This window comes from Schumannella luteola (genome assembly GCF_013408685.1).
GTDB lineage: Bacteria > Actinomycetota > Actinomycetes > Actinomycetales > Microbacteriaceae > Schumannella > Schumannella luteola.
In genome coordinates this window covers 1,731,060-1,757,472 of sequence record NZ_JACBZY010000001.1, presented here as the reverse complement: position 1 = coordinate 1,757,472, position 26,413 = coordinate 1,731,060, and the positions used below count along the sequence as shown (strand labels likewise).

Below are 26,413 nucleotides of genomic sequence, written 5' to 3'. Positions count from 1 at the left end.
TCACCGTCACGTGCGATCCGACGCTCAGTCGAGCTCGAAGTCGGCGCCGAGCGCCGTGAGCTTGTCGATGATGTGCTCGTAGCCGCGGCTGATGAGGCCGAGGTTGCTGATCGTCGAGGTGCCGTCGGCGGCGAGCGCGGCGATCAGGTAGCTGAAGCCGCCGCGCAGGTCGGGCACACGCACGTCGGCGCCGTGCAGCGGCGTCGGTCCGGTGACGACGGCGGCCTGCTCGAGGCGGCGGCGCGGAACGCGGCGGGTGACCGACTCGAGGCCGTCCTGGTGCACGACGATGTCGGCGCCCATGTCGAGCAGCGCATCCGTGAACCCGAAGCGGTTCTCGTACACCGTCTCGTGCACGGTCGAGACGCCCTCGGCCTGGGTGAGCGCGATGATGAGCGGCTGCTGCCAGTCGGTCATGAACCCGGGGTGCACGTCGGTCTCGACCTGCACCGCCTTGAGGGCGCCGCCCGGGTGGTAGAAGCGGATGCCGTCCTCGGCCACGTCGAAGGCGCCGCCGACCTTGCGGAACACGTTGAGGAAGGTGAGCAGCTCGGGCTGCTTCGCGTTCTCGACGAAGATGTCGCCGCCGGTCGCGAGCGCGGCCGAGGCCCAGCTCGCGGTCTCGTTGCGGTCGGAGATCGCGCGGTGGGTGTAGCCCTCGAGGCGGTCGACGCCCTCGATGAAGATCGTGCGGTTCGGCTCGACCCAGATGATCGCGCCCATCTTCTGCAGGATCGCGATGAGATCGAGGATCTCGGGCTCGATCGCCGCGTTCTTCAGCTCGGTGACGCCCTCGGCGCGCACCGCGGTGAGCAGCACCTGCTCGGTCGCGCCGACGCTCGGGTAGGGGAGCTCGATGTGCGCTCCGTGCAGTCCGTCGGGCGCCGTGATCGTGATGCCCTCGTAGCTCTTGTCGACGATCGCACCGAAGGCCCGCAGGGCATCCATGTGGAAGTCGATCGGGCGATCGCCGATGCGGCATCCGCCGAGGTCGGGGATGAGCGCCTCGCCGAGGCGGTGCAGCAGCGGCCCGCAGAACAGGATCGGGATGCGGCTCGAGCCCGCGAGCGCGTCGATCTTGGCGAAGTGCGCCTTCTCGACGTTCTGCGGGTCGAGCACGAGCGTGCCGTCGTCGGGGCTCGTGACGGCGACGCCGTAGGCCTCGAGCATGCGCGTGACGATGTCGACGTCGCTGATCAGGGGCACGTCCTGCAGCACGCTCGGCGTCTCGCCGAGCAGCGCCGCGACCATCGCCTTGGTGGCGAGGTTCTTCGCGCCGCGCACGCGGATGCGCCCCTGCAGGGGCTTTCCGCCGTGCACCGTGATGCGGTCGGCCGTGAGACCGACGCGCTCACCCGACTGGGATGCGTGCTTCGCGAGCGATGCCGCCTGATCAGCTGCCAACGGGATGCGTCCTCCTAGCGAGCGGGGAGGGTGGTCGGGCGCCAGGCGGCGCGCGTGCCCTCGAACTCGGTGATCTTCTGCTCTTCGCGCAGGGTGAGCGCGATGTCGTCGAGGCCCTCCATGAGGCGCCAGCGCGTGTAGTCGTCGATGTCGAACGGGAAGGTGACGTCGCCGACCGAGACGGTGCGCGCCGCGAGGTCGACGGTCGCGTCGACGCCCGGGTTCGCGTCGATCGCGGCCCAGAGCGCTTCGACCTGGTCTTCGGTGACGGTTCCGGTCAGCAGTCCCTGCTTGCCCGAGTTGCCGCGGAAGATGTCGGCGAAGCGCGGGCTGATGACGGCGCGGAAGCCGAAGTCGCGCAGCGCCCAGACGGCGTGCTCGCGGCTCGAGCCGGTGCCGAAGTCGGGGCCGGCGATGAGCACGGTCGCACCCTGGAACTCGGGTCGGTTGATCACGAACTCGGGGTCCTGACGCCAGCCGTGGAACAGCGCGTCGTCGAAGCCGGTCTTGGTGACCCGCTTGAGGAACACGGCGGGGATGATCTGGTCGGTGTCGACGTTCGAGCGCTTGAGCGGAACGGCGGTGCCGGTGATGACGCTGACCTTCTCCATCAGACCGCCACCTCCTCGGTGCTCGGGGCGACGGGGCTGACGGCATCGCCGCCGTCCTGCGCGAGGTCCCACGGCGACGACAGGGTGCCGCGGATGGCGGTCGCCGCGGCGACGAGCGGCGACACCAGGTGGGTGCGGCCGCCCTTGCCCTGCCGGCCCTCGAAGTTGCGGTTCGAGGTCGAGGCGCAGCGCTCCCCCGGCGCGAGCTGGTCGGGATTCATGCCCAGGCACATCGAGCAGCCGGCGAAGCGCCACTCGGCGCCGAAGGCCTCGACGATCTTGTCGATGCCCTCGGCCTCGGCCTCGAGGCGCACCCGAGCCGAACCGGGCACGACCATGACGCGCACGCCATCCGCCTTCTTCTGCCCCTGGATGATCGACGCGAAAGCGCGCAGATCCTCGATGCGGCTGTTCGTGCACGAGCCCATGAAGACGGCATCCACTCGGATGTCCTTCATCGGGGTGCCGGCCTCGAGGTCCATGTACTCCAGCGCGCGCTCGGCGGCGGCGCGGGCGTTCGGCTCGGCGATCTGCGCCGGATCCGGCACGGGCTCGCTCAGCGAGACGCCCTGGCCGGGGTTGGTGCCCCAGGTGACGAAGGGCTCGAGCTCGTTCGCGTCGAGGAAGACCTCGGCGTCGAAGACGGCGTCGTCGTCGGTCTTCAGCGTCTCCCAGTAGGCGACGGCGTCGTCCCAGTCCTGACCCTCGGGCGCGTGGGCGCGGCCCTTGAGGTAGTCGTAGGTGGTCTGGTCGGGCGCGACCATGCCGGCGCGGGCGCCCGCCTCGATCGACATGTTGCAGATCGTCATGCGGCCGTCCATCGACAGCGAGCGGATCGCGCTGCCGCGGTACTCGAGCACGTAGCCCTGCCCGCCGCCGGTGCCGATCTTGGCGATGACGGCGAGGATGATGTCCTTCGCGGTGACGCCGGGGCGCAGCTCGCCCTCGACCGTGATGGCCATGGTCTTGAAGGGCTTGAGCGGCAGCGTCTGCGTGGCCATGACGTGCTCGACCTCGCTCGTGCCGATGCCGAAGGCCATCGCGCCGAAAGCGCCGTGGGTGGAGGTGTGCGAGTCGCCGCAGACGACAGTGATGCCCGGCATGGTCAGGCCGAGCTGCGGGCCGACGACGTGCACGATGCCCTGCTCGACGTCGCCCAGCGAGTGGATGCGCACGCCGAACTCCTCGGCGTTCTTGCGCAGCGTCTCGATCTGGATGCGGCTGGTCGGGTCGGCGATGGGCCGGTCGATCGCGAGGGTCGGGGTGTTGTGGTCTTCGGTCGCGATGGTCAGGTCGGGGCGACGCAGCTGGCGACCGGCCTGACGCAGGCCGTCGAAGGCCTGCGGGCTGGTGACCTCGTGCACGAGGTGCAGGTCGATGTAGATCAGGTCGGGCTCGCCGTTCTCGCCGTCGACGACGACGTGGTCGGCCCAGACCTTCTCGGCGAGGGTGCGGGGGCCGCGGTCCGCGGTGCCCGCGGTCTCGGCGGCGGAGCGCTCAGCCGAGGGGGTTTCGGTGCTCATGGAGATGTCGGTCCTTCTTCGATCGGTGTCGGCCCGCGACGGACTCCGCGACGAGGGAGGCCGGAAAGACTAGGCCTCGTCGCGGCGACGAAGGAGAAGGAGCCGATCGCGCAGCATCGCGCCAGGCTACCACCGCGATCCGGGCGCGCGCCGCGCTCGAGGGCGGGCCGGCGCTCAGCCGCGCGCGACCCGCAGGTGGAAGCTGCCGAGCTCGATCTCGGCCGGGTCTCCGACCTTCACGCCGTCGGCGCCCGCCACCTTCTCGCGCACGCCGGCCGAGGTGACGGCGACTCCGTTGGTCGAGCCGAGGTCGACGAGACGCAGCGTCGCCCCGACGACGATCAGCAGCGCGTGGGTGCTCGACACGGTGCGCTCGGGATCGTGGATGCGCAGCCGCTCCGCTGCCGGCCAGCGCTCCGGCACGACGGGGTTGCGGCCGAGCACGACGCCGGCGGTGGTCACGAGCTGCGCGGTGCCGTCGGGCAGCCGGATGGTCCAGGGCCCGAGCTGGGCGGGGTGCTCGCCGGTCGGCACCTCGGCCTCGCCGGACGGGGTCGAGACGGATCGCGCGGGAGTCTGCGGTGCCGCTGCCGGAGCCGACGCCGACTCAGCCGCTGTAACCGGCGCCGCCGCTCCGCCCATCGGGTTCGACGGCAGCGGGAAGGCGACCCCGGGCGACCGCGGCAGAACCCGGCGCGTGGCCGAGTCGCCGTGCTCCTCGTCGACGCGGCGCTCCGGCTCGGGCTCGACCGGGGCGGCGGGAGCCTCGGGCAGCAGCCCCGGCGGCGGGGTGATGAGGAAGCGCTTCTCGTCGCTCATCCGCATCCCCTTCCGACCGCGCCAGGCTAGCGGATGGGGAGTCATGCCCATCCCCTCGGCGAGGCCCGGCGCCGCCCCACCGAATAGGGTGCCCGTGGGGCGCGCGGGCTGCGCCGCGCCCGCTCACGAGGAGGCCGAGTGCGACTCAAGCTGACCCTGAAGCGCGATACGGGCACGAGCGACGACATCGTCATCACGACGGATGCGGCGGCGACGATCGCCGAGGTGGCGGGCGCCATCCGCCGCGTCGACCCGGCGTCGCCCGGCCCCGCGCCGGCCGGCTCGCTCACGCTCAGCGCGGTGCTGCCGGGGTCGAGCCAGTCGCTCGTGCTGCCGCCCGACGGACCCGTCGGCGAGTCGTGGATCGGATCGGGCGCGACGGTGCAGCTCGTCGACGCCGGCCGCTACTACTCCCCCGCCGGCACCGGGCGCGGCCCGGTGGTCGCCCGCCTCAGCATCCTCAGCGGCCCGCAGGGCGGCCGCACGCTCGACCTGCACGCGGGCACCACCATCGTCGGCCGCGACCGCGCCTGCGACATCGTGATCGACGACCCGCTGGTCTCCAAGCGCCACCTGCGTCTCGAGGCGGATGCGGCGGTCGAGATCGTCGACCTCGGCTCGGCCAACGGCATCGAGGTGGATGGCGGACTCGTCACGCGTCTGCGCGTCGAGACGTCGGAGACGATCACGATCGGCGACACCGCCATCCGCATCGACGTCGACCAGGAAGTGGCCGAGGAGGGTGGCGCCCCGACGGCCGGCCCCGTCTACTTCAACCGCTCGCCCTCGGTCGAGCCGCGCTACCCCGGTCAGGAGTACCCGGGGCCCGAGGTGCCTAAGGAGGGTGACGGGCAGCCGTTCCCCTTCCTCGCGATGATCGCGCCGCTCGCGATGGGCGCTGCGATCTTCGCCCTCAGTCGCGACCCGCGAACGCTGATCTTCGTCGCGCTGTCGCCGCTCATGATGATCAGCAACTTCATCACCCAGGCACTCAACCGCGGGCGCAAGAAGCGCGTCTCGATCGAGAAGTTCGACGGCCACCTCGAGAAGCTGGCCGATACGCTCGACGAGGAGAAGCTCGTCGAGCACGAGCGACGCCACCGCGAGGCGCCGTCGACCCACGAGGTGCTCGACGCCGCGCTGCACCGGCAGACGATGCTCTGGACCCGGCGCCCCGAGCACTGGTCGTTCCTCAACGTGCGCCTCGGCGTCGGGCGGATGCTGTCGCGCAACACGATCCGCGACGACAAGGGCGGCAACGACACCCTGCCCGACTACCAGGAGCGCTTCGACGAGGTCGCGGCCGACAACGCGCACGTCGAGCAGGTGCCCATCGTCGACAACCTGCACGATTCCGGCGCCCTCGGAGTCGCCGGCCCGACGCCGCAGACGATCGCGGCCGCGAACGCGCTGCTCGTGCAGCTCACCGGCCTGCACTCGCCGGCCGAGCTCGCCGTGGCCGCACTGATCACCCCGGCCTGGTCGGGGGGCTTCGACTGGTTGAAGTGGATGCCGCACACCTCGTCGCCGCACAGCCCGATCCAGGGCAGCCACCTCGCCGACAGCCCCTCGAGCGGAACCGCGCTGCTGAGCGCGATCGAGGAGCTCGTGACCCGCCGACTCGCCGCCGCGAAGGGCGACGGCCGCCGCGGCGCGACCAAGGAAGAGCAGATGGCGCTCGACCGCGGGGCCACCGTCGGCGACGACCAGGCGACGCAGGGCACCCGCTCGCCCATCCCGGCGCTCGTGCTGCTCATCAGCGATGACGTCGCCGTGGACCGCGCGCGACTCGTGCAGCTCGCCGAGCAGGCGGCGGATGCCGGGGTGTACCCGATCTGGCTCGCCGAGGATCAGAAGGACCTGCCGGCCGTCTGCCGCACCTTCCTCGCCCTGCCCGAGCCCGGCTCGACCGTGATGGCGCCGAAGCCCGAGGAGAAGACCGAGCGGCCCGCCGTCGGGTCGAAGGCCGCCCGCAAGCTCTCGAAGCAGAAGGCGAAGAAGCGCAAGGCCGAGGCGAAGCGCCGCAAGAAGGGCCTGCCCCCGCTGCCGACCCCCGAGGTCGAGCTGGTCCCGACGCTCGCGACCCCCTCGGTGGGCTTCGTGCGGCTCGGCGACACGATCGAGAACGTGCTGGTCGACTTCGTCGATCCCGTGCAGGCCCTCGACTACGCGCGGCGTCTGGCCGCCGTCATCGACTCCGGCGCCCTCGTCGCGGATGCGAGCGACCTGCCGCGCTCGATCTCGCTCATCACCCTGCTCGGCCACGAGCTGGTCGAGACGAGCGAGTCGGTCATCGACCGCTGGAAGCAGAACGAGTCGATCCACGACCGCACCCCCGGCATCGAGCCGAAGCGCCGCCGCGCCGGAAAGCTGCGCGCGATCGTCGGCAGCGCCGGCGTGGATGCGATGCACCTCGACCTGCGCACGCAGGGCCCGCACGCGCTCGTCGGCGGCACGACCGGCGCCGGCAAGAGCGAGTTCCTGCAGGGCTGGGTGCTCGGCATGGCCGCGGAGTACAGCCCCGACCGCGTCACCTTCCTCTTCGTCGACTACAAGGGCGGATCGGCCTTCGCCGACTGCGTGACGCTGCCGCACTGCGTCGGCCTCGTGACCGACCTGAGCCCGCACCTCGTGCGCCGCGCCCTCACCAGCCTGCGCGCCGAGCTGCACCACCGCGAGCACCTGCTCAACCGCAAGAAGGCCAAGGACCTGCTCGAGCTCGAGAAGCGCGGCGACCCCGACAGCCCGCCGGCGCTCGTGCTCGTGATCGACGAGTTCGCCGCCCTCGCCGGCGAGGTGCCCGAGTTCGTCGACGGCGTCGTCGACATCGCCCAGCGCGGCCGCTCGCTCGGCATCCACCTGATCATGGCCACGCAGCGCCCGGCCGGCGTGATCAAAGACAATCTGCGCGCCAACACGAACATGCGCGTCGCTCTCCGCATGGCCGACGAGTCGGACAGCCAGGATGTGGTCGGCATCAAGGAGGCCGCGCACTTCGATCCGGGCATCCCCGGCCGCGGCGTCGCGAAGACCGGGCCGGGCCGCCTCGCCCAGTTCCAGTCGGCCTACGCGGGCGGCTGGACGAGCCGAGAGCCGGAGGTCGCCGACGTGCTCGTCGCCGAGCTGCGGTTCGGCGGCGAGGTCCGCTGGGAGGAGCCGCGCTCCGACGCCCCCGCCGAGGAGAAGGATCTCGGGCCGACCGATCAGCAGCGCCTGGTCACCTCGATCATCCGCGCCGCCGCTGGAGCGCAGATCCCCGCGCCCCGACGTCCGTGGCTCGACGAGCTCGCGCTCGCCTACGACCTCGGCCGGCTGCGCCAGCGCACGGATGCCGAGCTGCTGCTCGGCGTCACCGACGTGCCCCAGCAGCAGCGGCAGATGCCGGTCTACTTCCTGCCCGACGTCGACGGCCACCTCTCGATCCTCGGCACCGGCGGCACCGGCAAGTCGGCCGTGCTGCGCACCCTCGCCGGCGCAGCGGCGATAACCCCGCGCGGCGGCCCCGTGCAGGTCTACGGCCTCGACTTCGGCGCCGGCAGCCTGCGCATGCTCGAGCAGCTGCCGCACGTCGGCGCGGTCATCAACGGCGACGACACCGAGCGCGTCATCCGGCTGTTCCGGCGGATGCGGGAGGAGCTCGACAGCCGCGCCGCCCGCTTCGCCGAGGCGAACGCCTCGAGCGTGACCGAGTACCGGGCCCTGACGGGGCGCACGCAGGAGCCGCGCATCCTGCTGCTCATCGACGGCTTCCCGAACTTCCGCGAGGACTTCGAGATCCCCGCGGGACGCTCGCAGTGGTACTCCGTGTTCGAGGACATCCTCAGCGACGGGCGCCAGCTCGGCATGCACGTCGCGCTCACCGCCGACCGCCCTGGCGCCGTGCCCACGGCCGTCGGATCGAACATCCAGCGCCGGGTCATCCTGCGCCTCGCCGACGACAGCTACGGCATGGTCGACGCGCCCAGCGACGTGCTCAGCGCCGCCTCGCCTCCCGGCCGCGCCATCGTCGACGGCCTCGAGACGCAGATCGCCATCCTCGGCGGCAGCCGCGTCGTCGCCGAGCAGTCCACGGCGACCCGGCTGCTGGGCGAGGCGATGCGCCGCGCCGGCGTGCCCGAGGCCCCGCGCGTCGGCTCGCTGCCCAAGGAGTACGCGCAGTCGACGCTGCCCGACGGGGTCGCCGGCCAGCCGGTCATCGGCCTCAGCGACGTCGACCTCGGACCATGGGGCTTCGAGCCGGTCGGCACCCTGCTTCTCGCCGGTCCGCCTGCGAGCGGGCGCAGCACGGCGCTCGAGACGATCGCCACGGCGATCGGGCGGGCGCAGCCGGAGACGCGGCTCTACTACCTCGGCAACGCGCGCTCGAACGTCGGGAGATCCCGCGAGTGGGCCGGCTCGGCGACGACGCCCGAGTCGGCGGCCGAGCTGGCGAAGGACCTCACCGCCGCCATCACCGACCCCGACACCGAAGGCCGCATCGCGATCGTCATCGAGAGCATCGGCGACTTCCTGCAGACGCCGGCCGACTCGGCGATCGTCGAGCTCATCCGCGCCGTCAAGCGCAGCGACCACTTCCTGCTGGCCGAGAACGAGACCTCCGGATGGAGTTCCTCGTGGCCGCTGCTCGGCGAGGTTAAGAACGGCCGCAGGGGCCTGCTGCTGCAGCCCGAGGCGGTCGAGGGCGACATCCTGCTCAAGACCCCGCTGCCGCGCATGAACCGTGCCGAGTTCCCGCCAGGTCGCGGCGTGCTCATCGCGAAGGGGAAGGCCGTGCGCATCCAGCTCCCGCTCGTCGGCTGACGTCGGCTGACGTCGGAGACCGGCCCGGCCTCGAATGGGCAGGCCTCCCCATTCGGTGCCGCGATCCGCTCACCTATCGTGATCCGTGTCGACGTGACCGCGCGTCGGGGGAAGAGGAAGAGACGTGCCCGATCTGAAGATGGATCTCGGTCTGCTCGAGCAGCTCCGGAATGACCTCGACGCGGTCATCGCCGAGTTCGAGGGCGCCGACGACTTCAGCGACGACGTCGCCGAGGCGACCGGGCACGACGACCTCGGCGGCCACGTGCGCGACTTCGCGCACAAGTGGAACGACAAGCGCAAGAAGATGACCGAGAACATCAAGGCGCTGCGCGAGCAGCTCTCGGCCATCACCGACGGCTTCACGAAGGTCGACAAGGAGCTCGCCAAGGCGCTGCGCGACGCGGCGGACTCCGGCGACACGAGCTTCCCTCCCCCGGGCCAGAACAACCCCGGCCACAACCCGACGGCCTACTGAGCGCGAGCAGGAGAGCACGAGAACGATGGCTGACCACGAATACGACAAGCTCAAGGGCGAGCCGACCCTCGTCAAGTCGAAGGCGACCCACTACCTGAACATCGCCGACGCGATCCAGCGCTCGGTCACCTCGCTGAAATCGGTGCAGAGCAAGGCCGACATGACGAGCAAGGCCGTGGATGCGGTGCGCGAGTCGGCCGGCGACGTCGCCGATGACATCGACAAGGCGCACGACCGGTACCACAACACCGCGACCGCGCTCGTGACCTACGCGGGCAAGCTCGACACCGCCCAGAGCGACGCCGAGACCGCGATCACGAAGATCAACGAGAAGCAGGGCGCCGCCGACGCCGCGCACAAGCGCCTGACGACGGCCAGTGACGCGATCGACGACGCCGCCGACGAAGACAAGGCCGACGCGACGAAGGCGGCCCAGGGCTACAGCCAGCTGTCGATGATCGCCGACTCCGAGCTGCGCTCGGCGCAGGACGCCTGGCGCTCGGCGCGCGACGACAAGGACGCCGCCGCCCGCGTCGCGATCACCGCGATCGTCGAGGTCGTCGAGGGCAAGCTCAAGCACGGTCTCGAGGACAGCTTCTGGGACGACTGGGGCGACATCATCAAGAAGATCTGCGAGGTGGCCGGCATCCTGTCGATCTTCCTCGGCTGGGTACCCGGACTCGGTCAGTTCCTCATGATCCTCGGCGCGATCGGCGCGCTCATCACCCTCGTCGAATCGGTCGTCAAGGCCCTCAACGGCGGAAGCTGGATGGATGTCGCGTTCGCCGCGGTCGGCGTGGTGCTGTCGGTCTTCGGCGGCAACATCGGCAAGTACCTCGGCAAGCTCGTGAAGGCGAAGGGCCTCACGATCGCGATGAAGGCGCCGCGCCGCGAGTTCAAGGCGCTGACCGGCATCAGCAAGGGCAAGAAGGGCTCGGAGCTCGCCGACGTGCAGCACCTGCTCGGCCAGCCCGGCAAGCTGCCGAGCGCGATGAAGGACATCTTCGGAACCAACCCGTTCAAGGTGAAGACCTGGGACATCAAGCAGGCGTTCCACGACTTCCGCCGCAACCCGCTCGGCGTCCAGGGCTTCGACAACCCCCAGTTCGCCAGCAGCGTCGCCAACCAGATCAAGGGCTACCAGGTCGCTCTCAACGTCTGGAACTACCGCGGCATCGCCGGCAAGGTCGAGTCGCTCGGCAACAATCCGCTCGACACGCACGACTCGTCGCCGATCAGCCTCAAGCCGGATTCGATCCTCAAGGATCTCGCGCACGGCCGACCGCCGGTTCACTTCTAGCCCTCCGACCCCGAAGTTAGGCTGACGATCATGCCCACCGACCAGCGCTCTCACGAGATCGCCGATCTGCGCATCGGCATCCCGCAGGACTTCTACGCCGTGCGCCTCGACGAGGCGCAGCTCGACTCCGCGTCGTGGGCGAACACCGTCATCGCCGAGGCGTCGGAGGACTCCCCCGGTGCCGCACTGGGGCCCGGTCTGGCCGACGAGCTGGCCGATCTGCGCCGCCGCCTGCTCGGACAGCTCAATCCCTGGCAGGTCGCGGCCGTGCACCTGCGCGCCGCTCCCGACCTGATCGTCGCCGGGTACCTGACGTTCCAGATCCTCGACATCGACGAGGGCCAGGACGCGGCGTGGTTCGCCGCGGAGGCGCAGCGGTTGAGCGAGGCCGCCGACCAGACCGAGGTGCGCTCCCTCCTCTTCGAGAGCTGGGTCGGCGACCTGCCCGCAGGTCCGTTCGCGGGCGTGCACCAGGTCTTCGAGCAGCTCGGCGACGAGCGCGACGGCTGGGTCGAGGGGCGCACCGTGTTCGGCGTCTTCCCGCCGAACGCGACGCAGATGGTGCAGATCATCGTCACCGTCGAAGACCTCGCCGCGTTCCCCGACATGCCCGCCGACACCCAGCGCATCGCCGAGACGCTCGAGGTGGATCTGGAGCCCATCGCATGACCCGTCAGCTGCAGTACTCCGAAGCCGATATGACCATGGTGCTACCGGGCACGTGGGCGAGCTTCTCGCTCGCCGACGACCCGGAGAACGAGGCGAAGCTCGTCGGCGATCTGGTGAAGCGCCAGGTCGGCACCAATGACCGCCTGGCCCGGGTGCGGCGCGATGCCCGCGAGCAGCTGAAGGGCGTGCTCTCGGGGGCCCGTCGCGCCGGCGCCTTCCGGGTCGGCCTGTCGCTCGAGATCCTGCCGGGCGTGCCGTTCCCCGCCGCGATGATCCTGCGCATGATCGACTGGCCGATCGCCGCGCAGCCGGAGCAGACGCTCGGCGAGCGGCTCACGGCCGCCTATCCCCGGGTCGCGCACCTCGACCTCGCGTGCGGGCCCGTCGCGCGCCGCGGCGAGTTCCGCGACGTCGCCGTGGGTTCGGAGGCGACGACCGATCTCAAGCTCGAGTACTGGGTCGCGCGGCCCGACGGCGAGAAGCTCGTGCACATCGACGTCGATCTGCCGACCGCCGCCGACCGCGAGCTCTACACGGAGCTCGTCGACGCGATCGTCGACTCGATCCGCTGGTTCCCGGCGCCGGGCACGGCAGAGCAGCCTGCCCCGACGTCGCCCGACGCGAGCTGACCGCCCGGTCGCTCAGCGCTTGACGACGCCGGCATCACCGGTGGTACCGGCGTCGGCGTCGCGTCCGCCGAGCACCGAGTGCCGCCAGCTGAGACCCACCAGCACGAGCGCGGCCACGCCGAGCACGACGCTCACGCCCACCCAGATCGGCTCGGAGCCGGCAGGCACCGGCCACGCCATCCAGCCGACCGTGACGAGATAGGCGACGCCCCAGACGCCGCTCGAGAGCACGGTGCGGAATCCCGGCGTGAAGCAGCTCACGACGAGGACCGACCAGAACGCGCTCCAGCGCGTCTGACGCACCGGCAGCAGCGAGAGAGCCACGCCCCCGCCGATGCCCGAGAAGCGACGCAGCGGGCCCCGCTCGTGCGTCAGGAGCGTCCCTCCGAGGCGGACGGGACCGATCGCATCCGCATCCCAGCGGGTCATCGACAGTCGCTCGCCGCGGTACGCGGGTCGCAGGGAGCGCACGACGTAGGTGAGCGACAGGATCGCGAGACCACCCGCTGCGAGAGGGATCACGAGCAGCAGGAAGCCGATCATGATCGCGCCGAGGCCCATGCCGATGACGAAGGCGATCGTCTCGCCGACGTCGACGCCGAGGACCCGCAGGCCCGGGGCGGAACTCAGCGGCGGCTCGATCATCGACGGCAGCAGCGTGTAGAGCATCACGCCGAGAGCGGCGAGCGCGGCCCAGGCGAGCGCGGCGCCGAGGTAGCCGAACGGTCTCAGGGCCAGCGCAGTCGGCGTGGGCGGACGAGCGGGCTCGCGGTGGTCGGTGCGGCGGGCCATCGGATCATGCTCTCACGCTGCGGGCAGACGGAACCGGGCCCCCGTCTCGCGACGCATCGGATCTGCTGACGACCCGGAATGGGTCGATCCGATGCGCCGCCGGACGGAGGCCCGGTGACAGACGAGAGGCGCGGCCGGATCCCCCGATCCGCCGCGCCCCGTCGCGATGAGGCGGCTGACTCAGCCGCCGATGCCCTTGGCGAGCTCGCTGTCGACGTTCTGCAGCGCCTCGGCGGCCTTGGTGAGGAACTGCGACATCCCGTCGAGTCCGCTCACGGCGTCGGTGGTGCCCTTCGTGAACTGCTCGTACGAGGTGTGGAACGCGCCCGAGGCCGAATCGGTCACGAAGCCGCCGTTGACGAGTCCGTTGACCAGGGTCTGCAGCTCGGTGAGCTTCGCGGTGATGTCGTCCTTGCCGGCGATGAGGCGGTGGGCGGCATCGTTCATGTCGCTGTAGGTGACGTTGACGTTAGCCATGGGGCCGATCACTCCTTAGTTGGATCCTGAGGCCATCCCTCTCAGGTGACCGAATGCATTCAATGTATGTCGATGGGGGCTCGAGAAAAATGGGCACCGGTCCCCATCGGGGTCGGCACGGGGCGCTCAGAGCTCGGGTGCGTCGGGTGCGGAGGGGCGACGGGCGGCCGTCGCGGCGGCCGACAGCCGGCCCGCCCAGCGGCGAACGGCGCCGACGCGGTAGCGGCTGAGGATGCGCCTGGTGCGTCCCGCCGCGGTGCCGGCGCCGTCGACGACGCCGAGCGCGTCGTGCCACGCGGCATCCACCCGCTCGGGATCGACATCCTGACCGGCGAACACCGCACGATCGGTGCGCTCGGCCAGCAGCGTCACCCCGGCGCCCTGCTCGCCGAGGCTCGGCGCGAGCCCCGAGGCCACGAGCGGACGAGTGACGCGGGTGGGCGGGTCGTAGCCGAGCTCACTGAGCCGATCGACCATCTCGTCCCAGGCGCCCGCGACGGAGCGGTCGCCGCCCGGACTGCGACGGCGCCGCATCCGCCGGCGCTTGAGGAACGTCACCACCAGCATCGGCAGGAACACGATCGCCAGCGGGATGAGGATGCTCAGCGCGAGCGGGATCACCCAGCCGGGCAGCTGGAACAGGCTGTCGTCGTCTTTGTCGGAGTCGTCGATCTCGACCGGGGTGATCAGGTCGTCCTGGTCGTTCTCGGTGCGCGGAGGCTGCCGCACCTGCGGCTGCGGCTCGGTCTTCGGCTTCGGCGTCTGGTCCTGCGGCACGTCGGTGTCGTCGGGCGTCGGGTAGAACGGCAGCCAGCCGACGCCCTGGAAGGCGACCTCGACCCAGGCGGTGACGTTCTCGCCGGTCACGGTCGCCGTGCCGCCGTCTTTCGGCACGCTCGGCTTGAAGCCCATCACGACGCGCGTCGGCATGTTGAGGCTGCGGGTCATGAGCGCCATCAGCGAGGCGTACTGCTCCTCGTCGCCGACCATGTGCTGCGCCGTGATCATCTCGGCCATGCGGTCGCTGCCCTGCCCGGCCCGCGACGGCGCCTGGTCGGAGGCGGTGCCGTGACTGAGGAAGCCGGTGGTCGACAGGTCATCGGCGATCGCCTGCACCTGGTCGATCGGCGACTTCTTCTCGGCGACCAGCTCGCTCGCCTTCGCGGCCACGACGTCGGGGATGTTGCGCACCGGCGGCAGGGCCATGGATGCCGTGGGCACGTCGGCGAGGGCCTTCTGGTCGGGCAGCTTCTGGCTGACGGCGGCGACCCGGTACTCGTCGCCCTTCTTCAGCCCGGTCGTGATGACGGCCGTGCCCGTGGCGGCGTTGTAGCGCACATCCTCGCCCGTGCCGCCCTGCACGCCGTCGACGTCGAGCGAGGTCGCGTAGCCGGAGTCGGGCAGCCAGACGTCGGAGTAGCCGTCGACCGTCACGTCGAGGGTGCGCTTCGCGCCGGCCGTGGCGAAGGGCGCCTTCGGGATCGTGCGGCCGACCAGCCGGAAGCTGCCGGAGCCCTGCACGTCGACGTCGGCGCCCGCGACGCCCCAGACGACGCCGTCGTAGGTGTCCATGGTGGCGAGGCGCAGCAGGTCGCCGTCGCGCAGGCCGTTCACCGTGAACAGCTTCGTGTCGTCGAGGTCTTTCGTGTACTTGCGGAAGCCGGCCAGCGGCGCCGGGTAGTCGAGCGGCTCGAAGGGCGGCTGGATCTGCTCGCGCAGCACGAAGCGGTTCGCCGAGGCGGGGGCGAGCAGGGTGCCGCCGACCACGCCGACGATGACCGCGGCGACGACGACGATCGCGGTGCCGGTGATCTTGCGGCGCAGCAGCGGACTGCCGCTGCCGACGTTGAGGCGCCCGCCCTCGCGACGACGCCATCCCAGCCAGATCAGCGCGATCGCGGCGAAGGCGACGCCGCGCACGGCCGCGAAGTAGGGCTCGTCGGTTCCGAGCAGCACGCCCGTGACATAGAGCACGGCCGGGCCGATGAGCAGCAGGGATGCGCGGCCGACCGTGCGGCGGCGCTCCGCCAGCCAGCGGGTCGCCAGAGTCACCGCGACGAGCGCGATCAGCCAGGTGCTCACGTAGGGCACGGCGTTGACGTAGTACGGCAGGCTGACCGGCGCGCGCAGCGTGATCAGGTCGGCCCAGCCGAAGACGGCTCCGACGGCGAGACCGGAGAGGGTCTGCAGCGTGGGCAGCACGTGCAGCAGCGCCTGCTCGGGGATCGCCAGCGCGCTGCCGAGCAGGAAGTAGGCGACGACCGCGATCGCGACGGTCGTGAGGGCGCCGAAGCGGTAGCGCGCGCTGAGGATCGCGACGCCCCCGCCGACGAGCAGCCCGCCGACGCCGGCGAGCAGGTAGCCGAGGTCGGTGAACGCCGTGCCGAGTCCGACGAGGCCGATCAGGGTGAGCGTGGCGATGACGCCGACGTCGGCCCAGGTGCGCAGGCTGATCGCGCGCGAGGCCGGGCGGGCATCGCGGGCGCCGTCGGGCTGCGTCGGGATCGACGTGACGGTCTCGGCGGCGGCGCTCACGACATCCTCCGCACGATCTTCTGCAGGTCGGCGAGCTCGCCGACCGTGCCGACGCGGAGTCCGCTGATCGAGGCGAGGCGCGGCGTCGCACCCACCTCGGTGCGGAAGCCGACGGTCTGGGTGTCGAGGCCGAAGAGCCGCTCGATCGCCCGGAAGTCGGTGAGCGGCATGAGCGAGCCGGCCACGATCATCGCGACGCTCGGCGGCGGCAGTCGCAGCGTGGCCTGCCGGGCGAACTCGCGCGGGCTCGCATAGGGGCTCGCGATCGGCTCGAGGCGGCAGCTGTCATCGAGCATCGCCGTGAGGGTCACGGTGCGCAGCTGCTGCTTCTCGCTGACGACGCTCACGCGGGTGCCATCGCGGATGACCTGCTGCGCGAGCGAGGCCATGACCGAGACGGCGAGCTCGTACTCGGCCTCGTCGACGTACCAGCGGCGGTCGGAGCTGAACACGATCGTGAGCTGCGAGCGCCGCGTCTCCTCGAACTGCCGCACCATGAGCTGACCGGTGCGCGCCGAGGTGCGCCAGTGCACGTAGCGGCGGTCGTCACCGGGCTCGTAGGCCCGCAGCGCGTGGAACGAGATGTCGTTGTTCGTGATCGTCTTGGTCGTCTCGCCCTCGAGGTCGCGCACGAGGCCGGCGGCGCTCGGCGCGAGACGGGCGGTGAGCGGATGCACGAACAGCTCGACCGGCTCGGTCCAGCGCACGGTGCGGCGCAGCAGCCCGAGCTGATCGCCGCGCACCGAGACGGCCGGACCGGCCACGATGACGGCGCGGCGGTTGGTCGGAACGGCGAACAGCTCCTCGTGCTCGGCCTCCGGTGCGAGCGGCGGGATGACGAACTCGGCGAGCCCGGCGCCGACCGGCAGCTCGATGCGCGCCGGGGTGCTGCGCTTCGCCTTCGTGTTGGCGACGAGCATCCGGCCGAGAGCGCGGTCGCCCGCGACGACACGGCGCGGGGTGAGCTCGATGAGCACCCGGAAGCTCGCGCGCCCGAAGACGAAGCCGATCGCGACGAGCAGGCCGGCGAGCAGCGTGACCGCGAGGTAGACGAACTCCTGCCAGCCGAGCACGAACCCGGCCACGCCGAACACGACGGCGGCGAGCAGCACGAGCCATCCCATCGCGCTGACGATCGCCAGACGGGGCCGCAGCACGCCCCAGAGCCGCGACGCGAGCAGCGTGACGACCTGCGCGATCCCCGCCGCGCGACGGCCGACCGCGGGCAGCCAGCGCAGCCAGACCGGCCACGCGCGCCGCGCACGACGGCGTGCCCGCGACCGGGCTGCCTCGGCGTCGGCCGACGACAGCTCCGCGCCGGCCGGCTCGGGGCCGGTCGGCTGCGGCGCTCCCGCCGGCGGCTCGAGGGTCGTCGTCATGCCGCGCGGTACGCGGGCGGCTCGACCTCGACGAGGATGCGGTTGACGATGTCGTGCGCCGAGACGCCGACGAACTCCGACTCCGGGTCGACGATGATGCGGTGCGCGAGCACCGGCACGGCCAGTTCGCGCACGTCATCGGGGGTGACGTAGCCCCGGCCGCGCGACAGCGCCCACGTCTTCGCGGCCCGGGCGAGCGCGAGGGCGCCACGCATGCTGACGCCGAGCACGACATCCTTGTGGCCGCGGGTGCCGGTGACGATCTGCTGCAGGTACTGCATGACGGCCGGGTCGACGAAGACCTCGCTGGTGAGCTGGGCCATGCTCGCGACCGAGCCGGAGGCGATGATCGGCGAGACGAGCGAGGCGCGGGCGCGGTTCGACGACTCCATGAGCAGCGACACGGCGGTCGCGTCGTCGGGGTAGCCGAGCGACGTCTTGATGAGGAAGCGGTCGAGCTGCGCCTCGGGCAGCGAGTAGGTGCCGGCCTGCTCGACGGGGTTCTGCGTCGCGATCACCATGAACGGCGCGCCGACCGAGTGGCCGACGCCGTCGACCGTGACGACGCCCTCCTCCATCACCTCGAGCAGCGCCGACTGCGTCTTCGGGCTCGCGCGGTTGATCTCGTCGGCCAGCACGACCGAGGCGAAGATCGGGCCCTTGTGGAACTCGAACACGCCCTTGCCCTGGTCGTAGATCGTGACGCCCGTCACATCCGACGGCAGCAGGTCGGGGGTGAACTGGATGCGCGAGTTCGAGCCGTCGATCGTGTTGGCGATCGATTTGGCGAGCACGGTCTTGCCGGTGCCGGGGAAGTCCTCGAGCAGCACGTGCCCCTCGCTCAGCAGCGCGGTCACGACCAGGCGGATGACCTCCTTCTTGCCGACGATCGCGAGGTCGACGTTGTCGACGAGCTTCGTGAACGCGTCGGCGAACCAGGTCGCCTGTTCTTCGCTGACGGGCATCATGCTCCTGTTCGAGGTATTACGGGGTGCGGCCGGTGGGAGAGAGACCATCCCACCCATGGAATTCCGGCGTGGTGTAGTTCTTTGCGCCGCCCCCGACGGCGCGGAACGCCACCTGGACATTGTCGCCGTTGCGCTGGCCGAGACCATTCTGCAGGGTCACCGAGCCGCTGGCCCCGAGCGTGAACCGTCCGACGTAGAAGCTGCCGGATCCGCCGTTGAGCACGGTGACCACGTCATAGGTGCCCGGCGAGAGATTCGAGAAGTCGGCGCTGACGTAGTGGCAGCCCGAGCAGTAGGGGGCGCTCGCGCCCTTGACGACCTTGCCGGTGGGGTCGTTGTCCTTCGGCGTCACCGAGTCCGACGCGATGGGCCCGGTAGCGCTGCCGGCGACCGCGCGCACTCGCACGGTGTACTGGGTGCCGAAGTCACCGTCGAAGGCGTAGCCGGACGAACGCGTCGTCCAGTTGCCCCCATTGACCGAGACCTCGTAGCTCGGTGTCGTGCCGTTGGAATCCGCCGCGTTCCAGGTCACGGTGATGCGCTTGCTGCCGTCGCCGCCGGTCTTCGCACTGACGTTCTTTGGCGCCCCGGGCTTGGGGGTGTCGGCATTCGATGCGGCGCTCGCGTCGCTCGTGCCGCCAGGGCCGACCGCCCGCACCGTGAAGGTGTAGGCCTTGCCGACGGCGACATTGGCAGCGGCGCTCGTGACCGTGCCGGCGACCTCGCCGCTCGGACCGCCCGCGACCGCCCACTGGTACTTCTGGACGTCGCGACCGTTGCCGTTCGCCGCAGCCCAGGTCATCGTGAGCTTGCCATCGCCACTGTCGGAAGCGGTGAGCTTGAGCCCTGTCGGAGCGAAGGGGCGCCCGTAGGGCACCGCGGCCGCGCTGGGACTCGACGGCGTCGAGACGCCGAGCACGTTCTCGGCGGTCACGGTGAAGCTGTAGCTCGTGCCGTTCGCGAGGCCGTCGATCGTCGTGCCCGACTGATCGGCGCCGACGGTCTTCGACCCGCTCGTGCCCCACTTGACCGTGTAGTTCGAGATCGGCTCGCCGTTGGTCGCCGGCGTCCGCCAGGCGATGGCGACCTGCTTGTCGCCCTCGCTGACGATCTGCGGCGCCGCCATCTGATCCGGCCGGTCCCGCACGTTGACGAGCAGTCGGCCGCTGACGTCGCGGCTGGCGTCATCGGTCGCATCCCGCACCGTGTAGGTCACGCTGACGATGCCGATGAAGCTCGGTCCGGCCGACACCGACACCGCTCCGCCGGGACTGCTCGTCGCCGACGCGCCCGTCGAGGGATCGTCGACCGTCGCGCCCGTGATCGTGAGCGGCTTGCCCTGATCGCGGAAGGGGTTGTAGTCGTTGGCGAGCACATCCACGCTGACCGACTTGCCGCGCTGCGACTTCACCTCGTCGGTGATCGCCTGCGCCCGCGGCCGGGTCGAGGGCACGGTCACGACATGGATCGTCGCCGGGACCGTGTAGTCGAGGTATTTCAGGTCGAAGGTCAGATCCATCGTCGTGCCGACCTTGGTGCCCTGATCGGCGCTGACCTGCAGGTTCGCGCCGCTCAGCGAGGCGTTCAAGCGCGGCACGACCCCCTTCAGCCCCGAGTACTGCACCTGCGAGATGACACTGCGGTTGGGATGCGCGGTCGAGGCCCGCAGATCGACGGTGGTCGCCGCCTCGCCGGCCTCGATCGGCAGCGTGAAGGAGGTGAAGCGCGGCGCCTCGTCGCTGTGGTCGTCTTTGCCGACGACGATCGGCAGGGTGATCAGCGCCGTGTGCCCGGTCTTGTCGTCTTTCGAGTCGCCGTCGGTCACCTGGAAGACGAGCGCGGTCGCGCCGCGGAAGTCCTTCTCGGCGCCGAAGCGGATCGTCTTCTTGTCGACGACGAGCGCCGTGCCGTCGCTGTGGTTGGCGCTGACGAGCGACGCATCCGTGAGGATCGCCGGACGACCCGAGGGGACGATGAGGATGTCGTCGAGCTTCCACTCCTGCTCGCCGTTCTGCGGCACCACCTGCGGCACCGGGAGCTTCGGGTCGAGGTACGGCGGCGGGGCGTAGCCCGAGTCGGTCTTGGCCGGCACGACGATGAAGGCGGTGGCCGTGAGCTGATCGTCGTCCGGATCGGTGACGGTGTACGCGACGGCGGTGCGGCGATCCTGCGGAGTCAGCTCGATCTTCTGCGAGCGGCCCTGCACCGATCCCAGGCCGGCGGACGGTCCGCTGAGAGCGACCTCCAGGTCGCGGTCGAGCCCGTTCGGGTTGTCGATGAGCTTGCCGACGTCGACCGTCACGCTCGACTTCTTGCCCATGTCGGCGGGCTGCACGTAGAAGTCGGCGGCGGTCGGCAGCTGGATGGGCGCGTCCCGCGACACCTTGACGATGATGAAGGCCTGGTTCTCGCCGCCGTTGCCGTTCGAGACGCGGTAGCGCACGTTGAAGGCGCCCGGCTTGTCGGGGGCCTTGATGACGACCTTGCGCTCCTTCGCATCGACCTTGGCGGTCAGGCCCTTGTCGACCTCGGTGAGCTTCGGATCGAGGGTGAGCGTGTAGCCGTTCGGGTCGGAGTCGTTGGCGAGCGGCTGCACCGACACGGTCTTGCCCGGGCGCACCTCGACCTGGTCGTCGACCGCGTTCGGCTGCAGAGCGGTGTCGGCGCGCGGGATGACGGCGATCCGGATCTCGCCGACGGAGGTCTTGCCGAGCGTGTCGGCGACGGCGTAGCGGAAGGTGTCGGTGCCCGCGCCGGTGGCGTAGGCCTCGTAGACGAAGTGGTCGCTCGCATCCGCGGTGATGCGGCCGAGCTGGGGCGCGCTCGTGTAGCCCTGCAGTGTGACGGAGTCGCCATCGGGGTCGATGCCGTCGAGCGGAACGTCGATGCGCACCTGGGCGCCGGCGAACACGCGGGCGGTGAGCGGGCTCGGCTCGGGGGCGCGGTCGTTCTTGTCGTCGCGCGGCTGCACGTTGAACACGACGTTCGCGGTGGCGCTCTCGCCGTACTGGTCGCGCACCCGGTACGTGACCGTGTACGAGCCGGCCTCCTTCGGCGCCTGGTAGCGCACCGTGTCGCCCTGCACGAAGGCGAGCCCCTTGCCGGCGCCGCGCACATCCGTCAGCTGCGGGTCGAGCTTCATCGCCGCCCCGTCGGGGTGCCGGTCGTTCTTCAGCACGTGCACGGTGGAGATGTCGCCGGCGCGCACCGTCACCTGGTCGTCGACGGCGATCGGGGGCTGGCGGGTGACCGTGGCCGAGACCGGCACGACGGTGACGCCCGCGACCGCGGTGTTGAGGCCGTCGGAGACGACGTAGGTGAACTGGGTCTGCTCGGTCAGCGCGGCCGAGGCGCTCACCCGCACGACCGTGCTGTTGAGCAGCTCGACCTTGACCGCCGGGTCGGTCGCCGAGGTGTCGATCGTCTGCACGGCGAGCACGTCGCCGCTCGGCGAGACGTCGTTGTCGAGCACGCTGACGGTCGTCGTCTGACCCTCGCGCAGATAGGCGACATCCTTCACCGGCACCGGCGGCGGCGCGTCGTTCGGCTTCTTCTGGAAGTCGACGCGCACCAGTCCGACCGAGGTCTGCGCCCCGGCGCCCAGCGCGTACTCGAAGTAGACGGCGCCGACCTGGTTGGAGGTGACGTCGATCGTGCCCTTGTCGAGGTTCGGAGTGACGGTCGCGCCGGCGGGCTGGTCCTGCACGCCGAGCAGGCGCAGCGGCGCGCCCGAGGGGCTGAGGTCGTTCTCGAGCGGGTGGATGACGGCGGTCTCGCCCGCGAAGGTCTCGGCGAAGTCGGGGGTGCCGACCGGCTTCTGCGATCCGGCCGGCTCGACCTTGACCTTCATCGTGCCGTCGGTCGTGGCGCGGCCGTCGCTGACCGTGAAGGCGATCTCCTTCTCGCCGACCTCGCCCGAGGTGTGCGTGAAGGTGATGGTGCCGTCGGGCGTGAAGCGCACCTGGTCGGCGCTCGACGGGCTCGCCGCGATCAGCTGCAGCTCGTCGCCGTCGGGGTCGATCCAGTTGAGCAGCACGTTGTAGTCGACGCTCTGGCCCGTCTCGACGGTCGTCGACGAGAGGCGGTTCTCGTTCGGCGCCGTGTTCTGCTCCTGCGGCACGACCCGGATGTCGCCGGTGGTCTCGGCGGTGCCGTTCTCGCGTCCATCGCTCGCGGTGTAGCGGAACGAGGCCGTGCCGACGGCGTTCGCGGAGGGGGTGTACTGCAGCGCACGGCCGCCGTCGATGAGGTCGAGCCGGCCGATCTCCTGCGGGATCTGCGTGAAGTCGGTGATGACGAGCACGTCGCCGTCGGGATCGGTGTCGTTGTCGAGCACGGGCAGCACGGTCGTGCGCCCGGCCCGCACGCCGAAGCTGTCGGGGTTGAGCACCGGCGGGCGGTTGACCTCGGTGCGCTCGGCGAGGGTGTCCTCGAACGACTGGACGGTCGACTTCTCGTCACTCTCCTCGTCGCTCTCCTCCTGCTGGGGCGGGGTGACCTCATCCCAGTTGTTCACGATGCGCAGCGTCTTGTTGAGCAGCCAGGCGTTGCCGTCGTCGAGGTTGTTGAGCGCGATCACGTGCTGGTTCACGCGGAACTCGAGCCGGTCGCCGGCCGTGTTCTGCTCGATCGTCGCGAGCTGCGGCTTCTGCCCGTCGCAGGCCAGCAGGTAGCGCTGCTGCTCGGCCCAGGCGCCGTGGGCGCAGCCGTCGAGCCAGACCGGGGCGGCGACGCCGGCGTCGCTCTTCCCGGCAGGGATGTCGGCCTTCACCTCGTCGACGGCGCCGCCCGACAGCGGCACCTTCAGCAGCCGATCGGAGGCGGCGACGAGTGCGTAGTCGTGCTTCGCGCTCGACTGCTGAAGGCGCATCCCCTCGACCGGGAGCTTCGTGCGCGTGCCGTTCGCGAAGACGACCGTGTTCGCCTTCGTGTCGAGCAGCACGGCGGTGTCGCCGACGAGGGCGAGCTGGTGCTCGGCGGGCACGTCGAGTCCGGCGGTCTCGGGCAGCGAGCCCGGCGTCGGGATGGTGACCAGCTGGTTCTTCTTCGGCGACGTCGCAACGACCGCGCCCTCCGGCGTCACCGCGACGTGCGCTCCGGCGCCGAGCACGATGTCGGGATCCTTGGTGGTCGGGTCGAAGGCGAGCTGGTTGCGCACCGAGACCGCCCAGAGCGCGCCGTCTTTCGGGTCGAGGATGCCGAGGGTCGTGCCGCCGAGCGCCACCTCGGCCTTCTTCGGCAGCTCGGCCTTCTGCTGCAGGCTCGCGTAGGCGGGGTCGATGCGCTCGATCGAGTGCGCCGACTCGTTGGTCATGAAGATCTGACGGCCGTTCTGCAGCACGTCGATCGACTGGCTGGTGCCCTGCACCGAGGCGTCGAGCTCTTCGATCTGCCGGTTGAGGCGGCCGCCGAGCTGATCCTGCGCGTTCGTGACCCAGACGTCGCGGCTGTCGAGGTCGACGTCGCTGACCGGGAATCCCTGGTGCAGGATCGCCGCCGTCAGCGGCACCCCCGCCGCCAGCGCGATGACCGTGCCGGAGGCGATCGCCTTCCGTCCACGGCTCCAGCCGGTCAGAAAGCGCAGCATGTCACCCCGTCACGCGACGAAAAGTCGCCTCAGATCGCGGCCACGGTAACACGGGGGTTCCACCGCCCTGAAATGGGGACTAGTCCCCATCCGCCCCCTTGACGGAGTCCTTCGGCAGGTCGAGCAGGTACAGATCCTCGACCGAGACGAGGTGGCTCGCGATGGCGTATTCGACCAGACGCGCACGGCGGTTGGTGGCGAGCTTGCCCGCTCCCCCGCGCAGCCCCTGCACGCCGATCTTGTCGAGCTTGTCGCACACGTTGTCGAGCTTGCGGTTGAAGGTCGTCATCGACCAGCCGAGCCGCTGGGCGGCATTCGCCGAGGTCGGGATGTCACCGCGCCCCGGCACGGTCTGGCGCAGCAGGCCTTCGGCGAGCGACAGGATGAGCTGCCGCTGGCTGGTCGTCAGGGTCACGGGCGCGATCGTGGTGCTGGTGCCCTGCGAGGCCGCCGCCGTGGAGGTGTTGAAGTAGTCCTCGTCGGTGTGGATCGTGAAGTCGTAGGTCGTCGATCCGGCGCTGAACATGATGTGCATCGTCTGGAACACGATCGGCAGCTTGGCGCCCGGCGCGAGCCACGCCTGCACCTGGCCGGTCCCATCGCTCACGGTGGCCGACAGCAGCGAGCCGACGTTGCCGAGCCACCACAGCCCGAAGTCCTCGTAGATGCGCAGGAAGTGCCGGTGCAGGTAGGGGTTGTCGTCGATCGTGAGGTCGGCATCCCGCCCGACCGTGAAGTCGTTCGGGTGCTCGACGCGGTACTGCTCGCCGATGAAGTCGATCGTGACGGGTTTCATGACGGGTAGCAGGCCTCCGTGGGCTGCGAGGTGCGCCCGTTCGCGACGGTGATGATCTGCACGCAGACGCGCGTGCCCGGGGTGACGCCGGTGCGCAGCACGACCGGATCGGCGATGCCGGTGCGTGCGTCGGGCTGCTCCGAGGGCGCCCACTGGTACGCCGAGGCGTCGTCGACGGGCGCGAAGGTGAAGGTGACGCTCGTGCCGTCGGCGCTCGGCTCGGCCGAGAGCAGCTTCGGGGCCGCGACGACGTTGCCGCCGAGGGCGCTGCCGCCGCTCGGCTTCGGCGAGGCGGTGGGGTCGGGTTCGGCCTTCGGCAGGCCGACGACCACCAGCGCGACGACGACCGCCGCGGCGACGATCACGGCGGCGGGGATGGCGATGATCGCGGCGAGCGGGATGCGGCGCCGCGGCGCGGCGGCGCCCGCGGCACCCGTGGCCGGGTCGGCGACCGGAGCCGACGCCGCGTGCGCGGGCTGCGCGTCGACGACCGGACCGCGTTGGCGCACGATCGTGCCCTCGACGTCGGCGGCCGGTGGCGCCGTAGGCCCGTGCGCGGCCGTGCTCGGGAAGCCCTGCTGCTGCGTCGGATCGGAGACCGGAGCCGCCGGCGGCTGGCCGATCGGCGTCGACGGCGGCGCGAGCGGGGCCGGCGCCACGACCGGCTGGGCCGCGACCGTCGCGACGCCGCGCACCCGCGTCTCGTCGGCATCCGGATTCGGGGCGACCGCCTGCTCGGCGACGACGCGCGGCACCTCGATCGTGGTCGGCGCGTAGCCGAGCTCGAGCTCGACGCGCTGCAGCGCCCGCGCGAACTCGATGGCCGTCTGGTAGCGCTCGGTGCGCCGCACGGCCATGCCCTTCTGCAGCACGGCGACGAGCGACACGGGCAGATCGTCGCGCCCCATCGGGGTGATCAGGCCGCGCTCGATGCGTCCGATCAGGTCGAGGGTGCCGTTCGGGCGTCCGCTCACCTCGAACGGCGTGCGGCCCGACAGCAGGGTCCAGATCGTCGCCGCGAGCGAGAACACGTCGCTGCGCACATCCGGCTGCGGGTCGTCGAGGAACATCTCCGGCGGCGACCACGGCACGCTCATCCCCACCGACTGGCTGCCCGTGCCGGTGCCCGTGCTCTCCGCGCCGGCGAGCATCGCGCCGGTCGTCGTCGTGTGCACCGGCAGCTCCTCGAGCGTCGACGCGATGCCGAAGTCGGTGAGCGCGGGCCAGCCGTAGTCGTTGGTCAGCACGTTCGCCGGCTTGATGTCGCGGTGCAGGATGCCCGCCGCGTGCGCCGTCGCGATCGCGCTCGAGAGCCGCACGCCGGTGCGCAGCGCATCCACCACACTGAATCGCTCGGCCTTGTAGCGATCGCTCAGGCTCGGCCCGGCGCAGTACTCCATGACGAAGTACGGCTTGTCGCCCTCGGCGACGGCGGCACCGTAGATGGTGACGATGTAGGGATGCGCCGAGAGCTGCGCCATCACGTTCGCCTCGTCGACGAACGCGCGCTGCGACGCCGCCGTGAGCTCCTCGCTGAGCAGCACCTTGACCGCGACCTGACGCCGCGGGAGGTGCTGCTGGTAGAGGAACACGTCCGAGAAGCCGCCCGAACCGAGCAGCTTCACGAACTCGAACCCCGGGAGGTT

General features: G+C 70.9%; 17 protein-coding genes. 5 read left to right on the top strand and 12 right to left on the bottom strand.

The features are described 5' to 3' along the window. Positions 1 to 24: 24 nt before the first annotated feature. From murA to BJ979_RS07705, 4 genes are all read right to left on the bottom strand, one after another. A complete protein-coding gene (gene murA, locus BJ979_RS07720) occupies positions 25 to 1,404 on the bottom strand; it encodes a UDP-N-acetylglucosamine 1-carboxyvinyltransferase (RefSeq protein WP_179566766.1) in 1,380 nt (459 codons plus the stop codon). A gap of 14 nt (positions 1,405 to 1,418) precedes the next feature. Beyond that, positions 1,419 to 2,015, bottom strand: a complete 597-nt coding sequence (leuD, locus tag BJ979_RS07715) for a 3-isopropylmalate dehydratase small subunit (RefSeq protein WP_179566765.1) — start codon at positions 2,013 to 2,015, stop codon at positions 1,419 to 1,421. Continuing rightward, positions 2,015 to 3,538, bottom strand: a complete 1,524-nt coding sequence (leuC, locus tag BJ979_RS07710) for a 3-isopropylmalate dehydratase large subunit (RefSeq protein WP_179566764.1) — start codon at positions 3,536 to 3,538, stop codon at positions 2,015 to 2,017. The genes leuD and leuC overlap by 1 nt, the downstream gene beginning before the upstream one ends. A gap of 174 nt (positions 3,539 to 3,712) precedes the next feature. Continuing rightward, on the bottom strand, positions 3,713 to 4,357 hold the full coding sequence (locus tag BJ979_RS07705) for an FHA domain-containing protein (RefSeq protein ID WP_179566763.1): 645 nt from the start codon (positions 4,355 to 4,357) through the stop codon (positions 3,713 to 3,715). 138 nt (positions 4,358 to 4,495) lie between these two features. Between BJ979_RS07705 and BJ979_RS07700 the strand changes: the two genes are divergently transcribed. The 5 genes from BJ979_RS07700 to BJ979_RS07680 all read left to right on the top strand — a co-directional run bounded on the left by BJ979_RS07700 (position 4,496) and on the right by BJ979_RS07680 (position 12,233). Next, entirely contained in the window at positions 4,496 to 9,157 is a 4,662-nt protein-coding gene (locus BJ979_RS07700; RefSeq protein ID WP_179566762.1) for a type VII secretion EssC family protein, read from the top strand. 124 nt (positions 9,158 to 9,281) lie between these two features. Beyond that, the gene (locus BJ979_RS07695; RefSeq protein ID WP_179566761.1) at positions 9,282 to 9,635 is read left to right on the top strand and encodes a hypothetical protein; all 354 of its coding nucleotides are present in this window, start codon (positions 9,282 to 9,284) and stop codon (positions 9,633 to 9,635) included. A gap of 25 nt (positions 9,636 to 9,660) precedes the next feature. Then, positions 9,661 to 10,935 (top strand): putative T7SS-secreted protein, encoded by a 1,275-nt coding sequence (locus tag BJ979_RS07690; protein ID WP_179566760.1) that lies wholly within the window; start codon positions 9,661 to 9,663, stop codon positions 10,933 to 10,935. A gap of 30 nt (positions 10,936 to 10,965) precedes the next feature. Continuing rightward, positions 10,966 to 11,604, top strand: a complete 639-nt coding sequence (locus tag BJ979_RS07685) for a hypothetical protein (protein WP_179566759.1) — start codon at positions 10,966 to 10,968, stop codon at positions 11,602 to 11,604. Then, entirely contained in the window at positions 11,601 to 12,233 is a 633-nt protein-coding gene (locus tag BJ979_RS07680) for a hypothetical protein (RefSeq protein ID WP_179566757.1), read from the top strand. The genes BJ979_RS07685 and BJ979_RS07680 overlap by 4 nt, the downstream gene beginning before the upstream one ends. Positions 12,234 to 12,245: 12 nt before the next feature. Here BJ979_RS07680 and BJ979_RS07675 read toward each other — a convergent pair whose 3' ends face one another. From BJ979_RS07675 to BJ979_RS07640, 8 genes are all read right to left on the bottom strand, one after another. Further along, positions 12,246 to 13,025: a hypothetical protein gene (locus BJ979_RS07675; protein WP_179566755.1), complete on the bottom strand. Its 780-nt coding sequence runs from the start codon at positions 13,023 to 13,025 to the stop codon at positions 12,246 to 12,248. Positions 13,026 to 13,205: 180 nt separating this feature from the next. Continuing rightward, positions 13,206 to 13,502, bottom strand: coding sequence for a WXG100 family type VII secretion target (locus tag BJ979_RS07670; protein WP_179566753.1), 297 nt, complete (start codon positions 13,500 to 13,502; stop codon positions 13,206 to 13,208). 126 nt (positions 13,503 to 13,628) lie between these two features. After that, the gene (locus tag BJ979_RS07665; protein WP_179566751.1) at positions 13,629 to 16,037 is read right to left on the bottom strand and encodes a transglutaminase TgpA family protein; all 2,409 of its coding nucleotides are present in this window, start codon (positions 16,035 to 16,037) and stop codon (positions 13,629 to 13,631) included. Further along, complete coding sequence (locus BJ979_RS07660) at positions 16,034 to 17,416, bottom strand: DUF58 domain-containing protein (RefSeq protein WP_179566749.1); 1,383 nt, start codon at positions 17,414 to 17,416, stop codon at positions 16,034 to 16,036. Before BJ979_RS07660 ends, BJ979_RS07665 begins: the two co-directional genes overlap by 4 nt. Beyond that, complete coding sequence (locus tag BJ979_RS07655; protein ID WP_179566747.1) at positions 17,413 to 18,381, bottom strand: AAA family ATPase; 969 nt, start codon at positions 18,379 to 18,381, stop codon at positions 17,413 to 17,415. Before BJ979_RS07655 ends, BJ979_RS07660 begins: the two co-directional genes overlap by 4 nt. 19 nt (positions 18,382 to 18,400) lie before the next feature. Beyond that, positions 18,401 to 23,971 (bottom strand): Ig-like domain-containing protein, encoded by a 5,571-nt coding sequence (locus tag BJ979_RS07650; protein ID WP_179566745.1) that lies wholly within the window; start codon positions 23,969 to 23,971, stop codon positions 18,401 to 18,403. A 79-nt stretch (positions 23,972 to 24,050) separates the two neighbouring features. Beyond that, positions 24,051 to 24,767, bottom strand: a complete 717-nt coding sequence (locus BJ979_RS07645; RefSeq protein ID WP_179566743.1) for an FHA domain-containing protein — start codon at positions 24,765 to 24,767, stop codon at positions 24,051 to 24,053. Beyond that, the gene (locus tag BJ979_RS07640; RefSeq protein WP_343046634.1) at positions 24,764 to 26,392 is read right to left on the bottom strand and encodes a serine/threonine-protein kinase; all 1,629 of its coding nucleotides are present in this window, start codon (positions 26,390 to 26,392) and stop codon (positions 24,764 to 24,766) included. Before BJ979_RS07640 ends, BJ979_RS07645 begins: the two co-directional genes overlap by 4 nt. Between the last annotated feature and the right edge of the window lie 21 nt (positions 26,393 to 26,413).

Bases quoted from the DNA above. Each gene is read 5' to 3' on its own strand.
- leuD (WP_179566765.1), bottom strand. From the start codon at position 2,015: ATGGAGAAGGTCAGCGTCATCACCGGCACCGCCGTTCCGCTCAAGCGC.
- leuC (WP_179566764.1), bottom strand. From the start codon at position 3,538: ATGAGCACCGAAACCCCCTCGGCTGAGCGCTCCGCCGCCGAGACCGCG.
- BJ979_RS07705 (WP_179566763.1), bottom strand. From the start codon at position 4,357: ATGAGCGACGAGAAGCGCTTCCTCATCACCCCGCCGCCGGGGCTGCTG.
- BJ979_RS07690 (WP_179566760.1), top strand. From the start codon at position 9,661: ATGGCTGACCACGAATACGACAAGCTCAAGGGCGAGCCGACCCTCGTC.
- BJ979_RS07685 (WP_179566759.1), top strand. From the start codon at position 10,966: ATGCCCACCGACCAGCGCTCTCACGAGATCGCCGATCTGCGCATCGGC.
- BJ979_RS07680 (WP_179566757.1), top strand. From the start codon at position 11,601: ATGACCCGTCAGCTGCAGTACTCCGAAGCCGATATGACCATGGTGCTA.
- BJ979_RS07675 (WP_179566755.1), bottom strand. From the start codon at position 13,025: ATGGCCCGCCGCACCGACCACCGCGAGCCCGCTCGTCCGCCCACGCCG.
- BJ979_RS07670 (WP_179566753.1), bottom strand. From the start codon at position 13,502: ATGGCTAACGTCAACGTCACCTACAGCGACATGAACGATGCCGCCCAC.
- BJ979_RS07660 (WP_179566749.1), bottom strand. From the start codon at position 17,416: ATGACGACGACCCTCGAGCCGCCGGCGGGAGCGCCGCAGCCGACCGGC.
- BJ979_RS07655 (WP_179566747.1), bottom strand. From the start codon at position 18,381: ATGCCCGTCAGCGAAGAACAGGCGACCTGGTTCGCCGACGCGTTCACG.
- BJ979_RS07650 (WP_179566745.1), bottom strand. From the start codon at position 23,971: ATGCTGCGCTTTCTGACCGGCTGGAGCCGTGGACGGAAGGCGATCGCC.
- BJ979_RS07645 (WP_179566743.1), bottom strand. From the start codon at position 24,767: ATGAAACCCGTCACGATCGACTTCATCGGCGAGCAGTACCGCGTCGAG.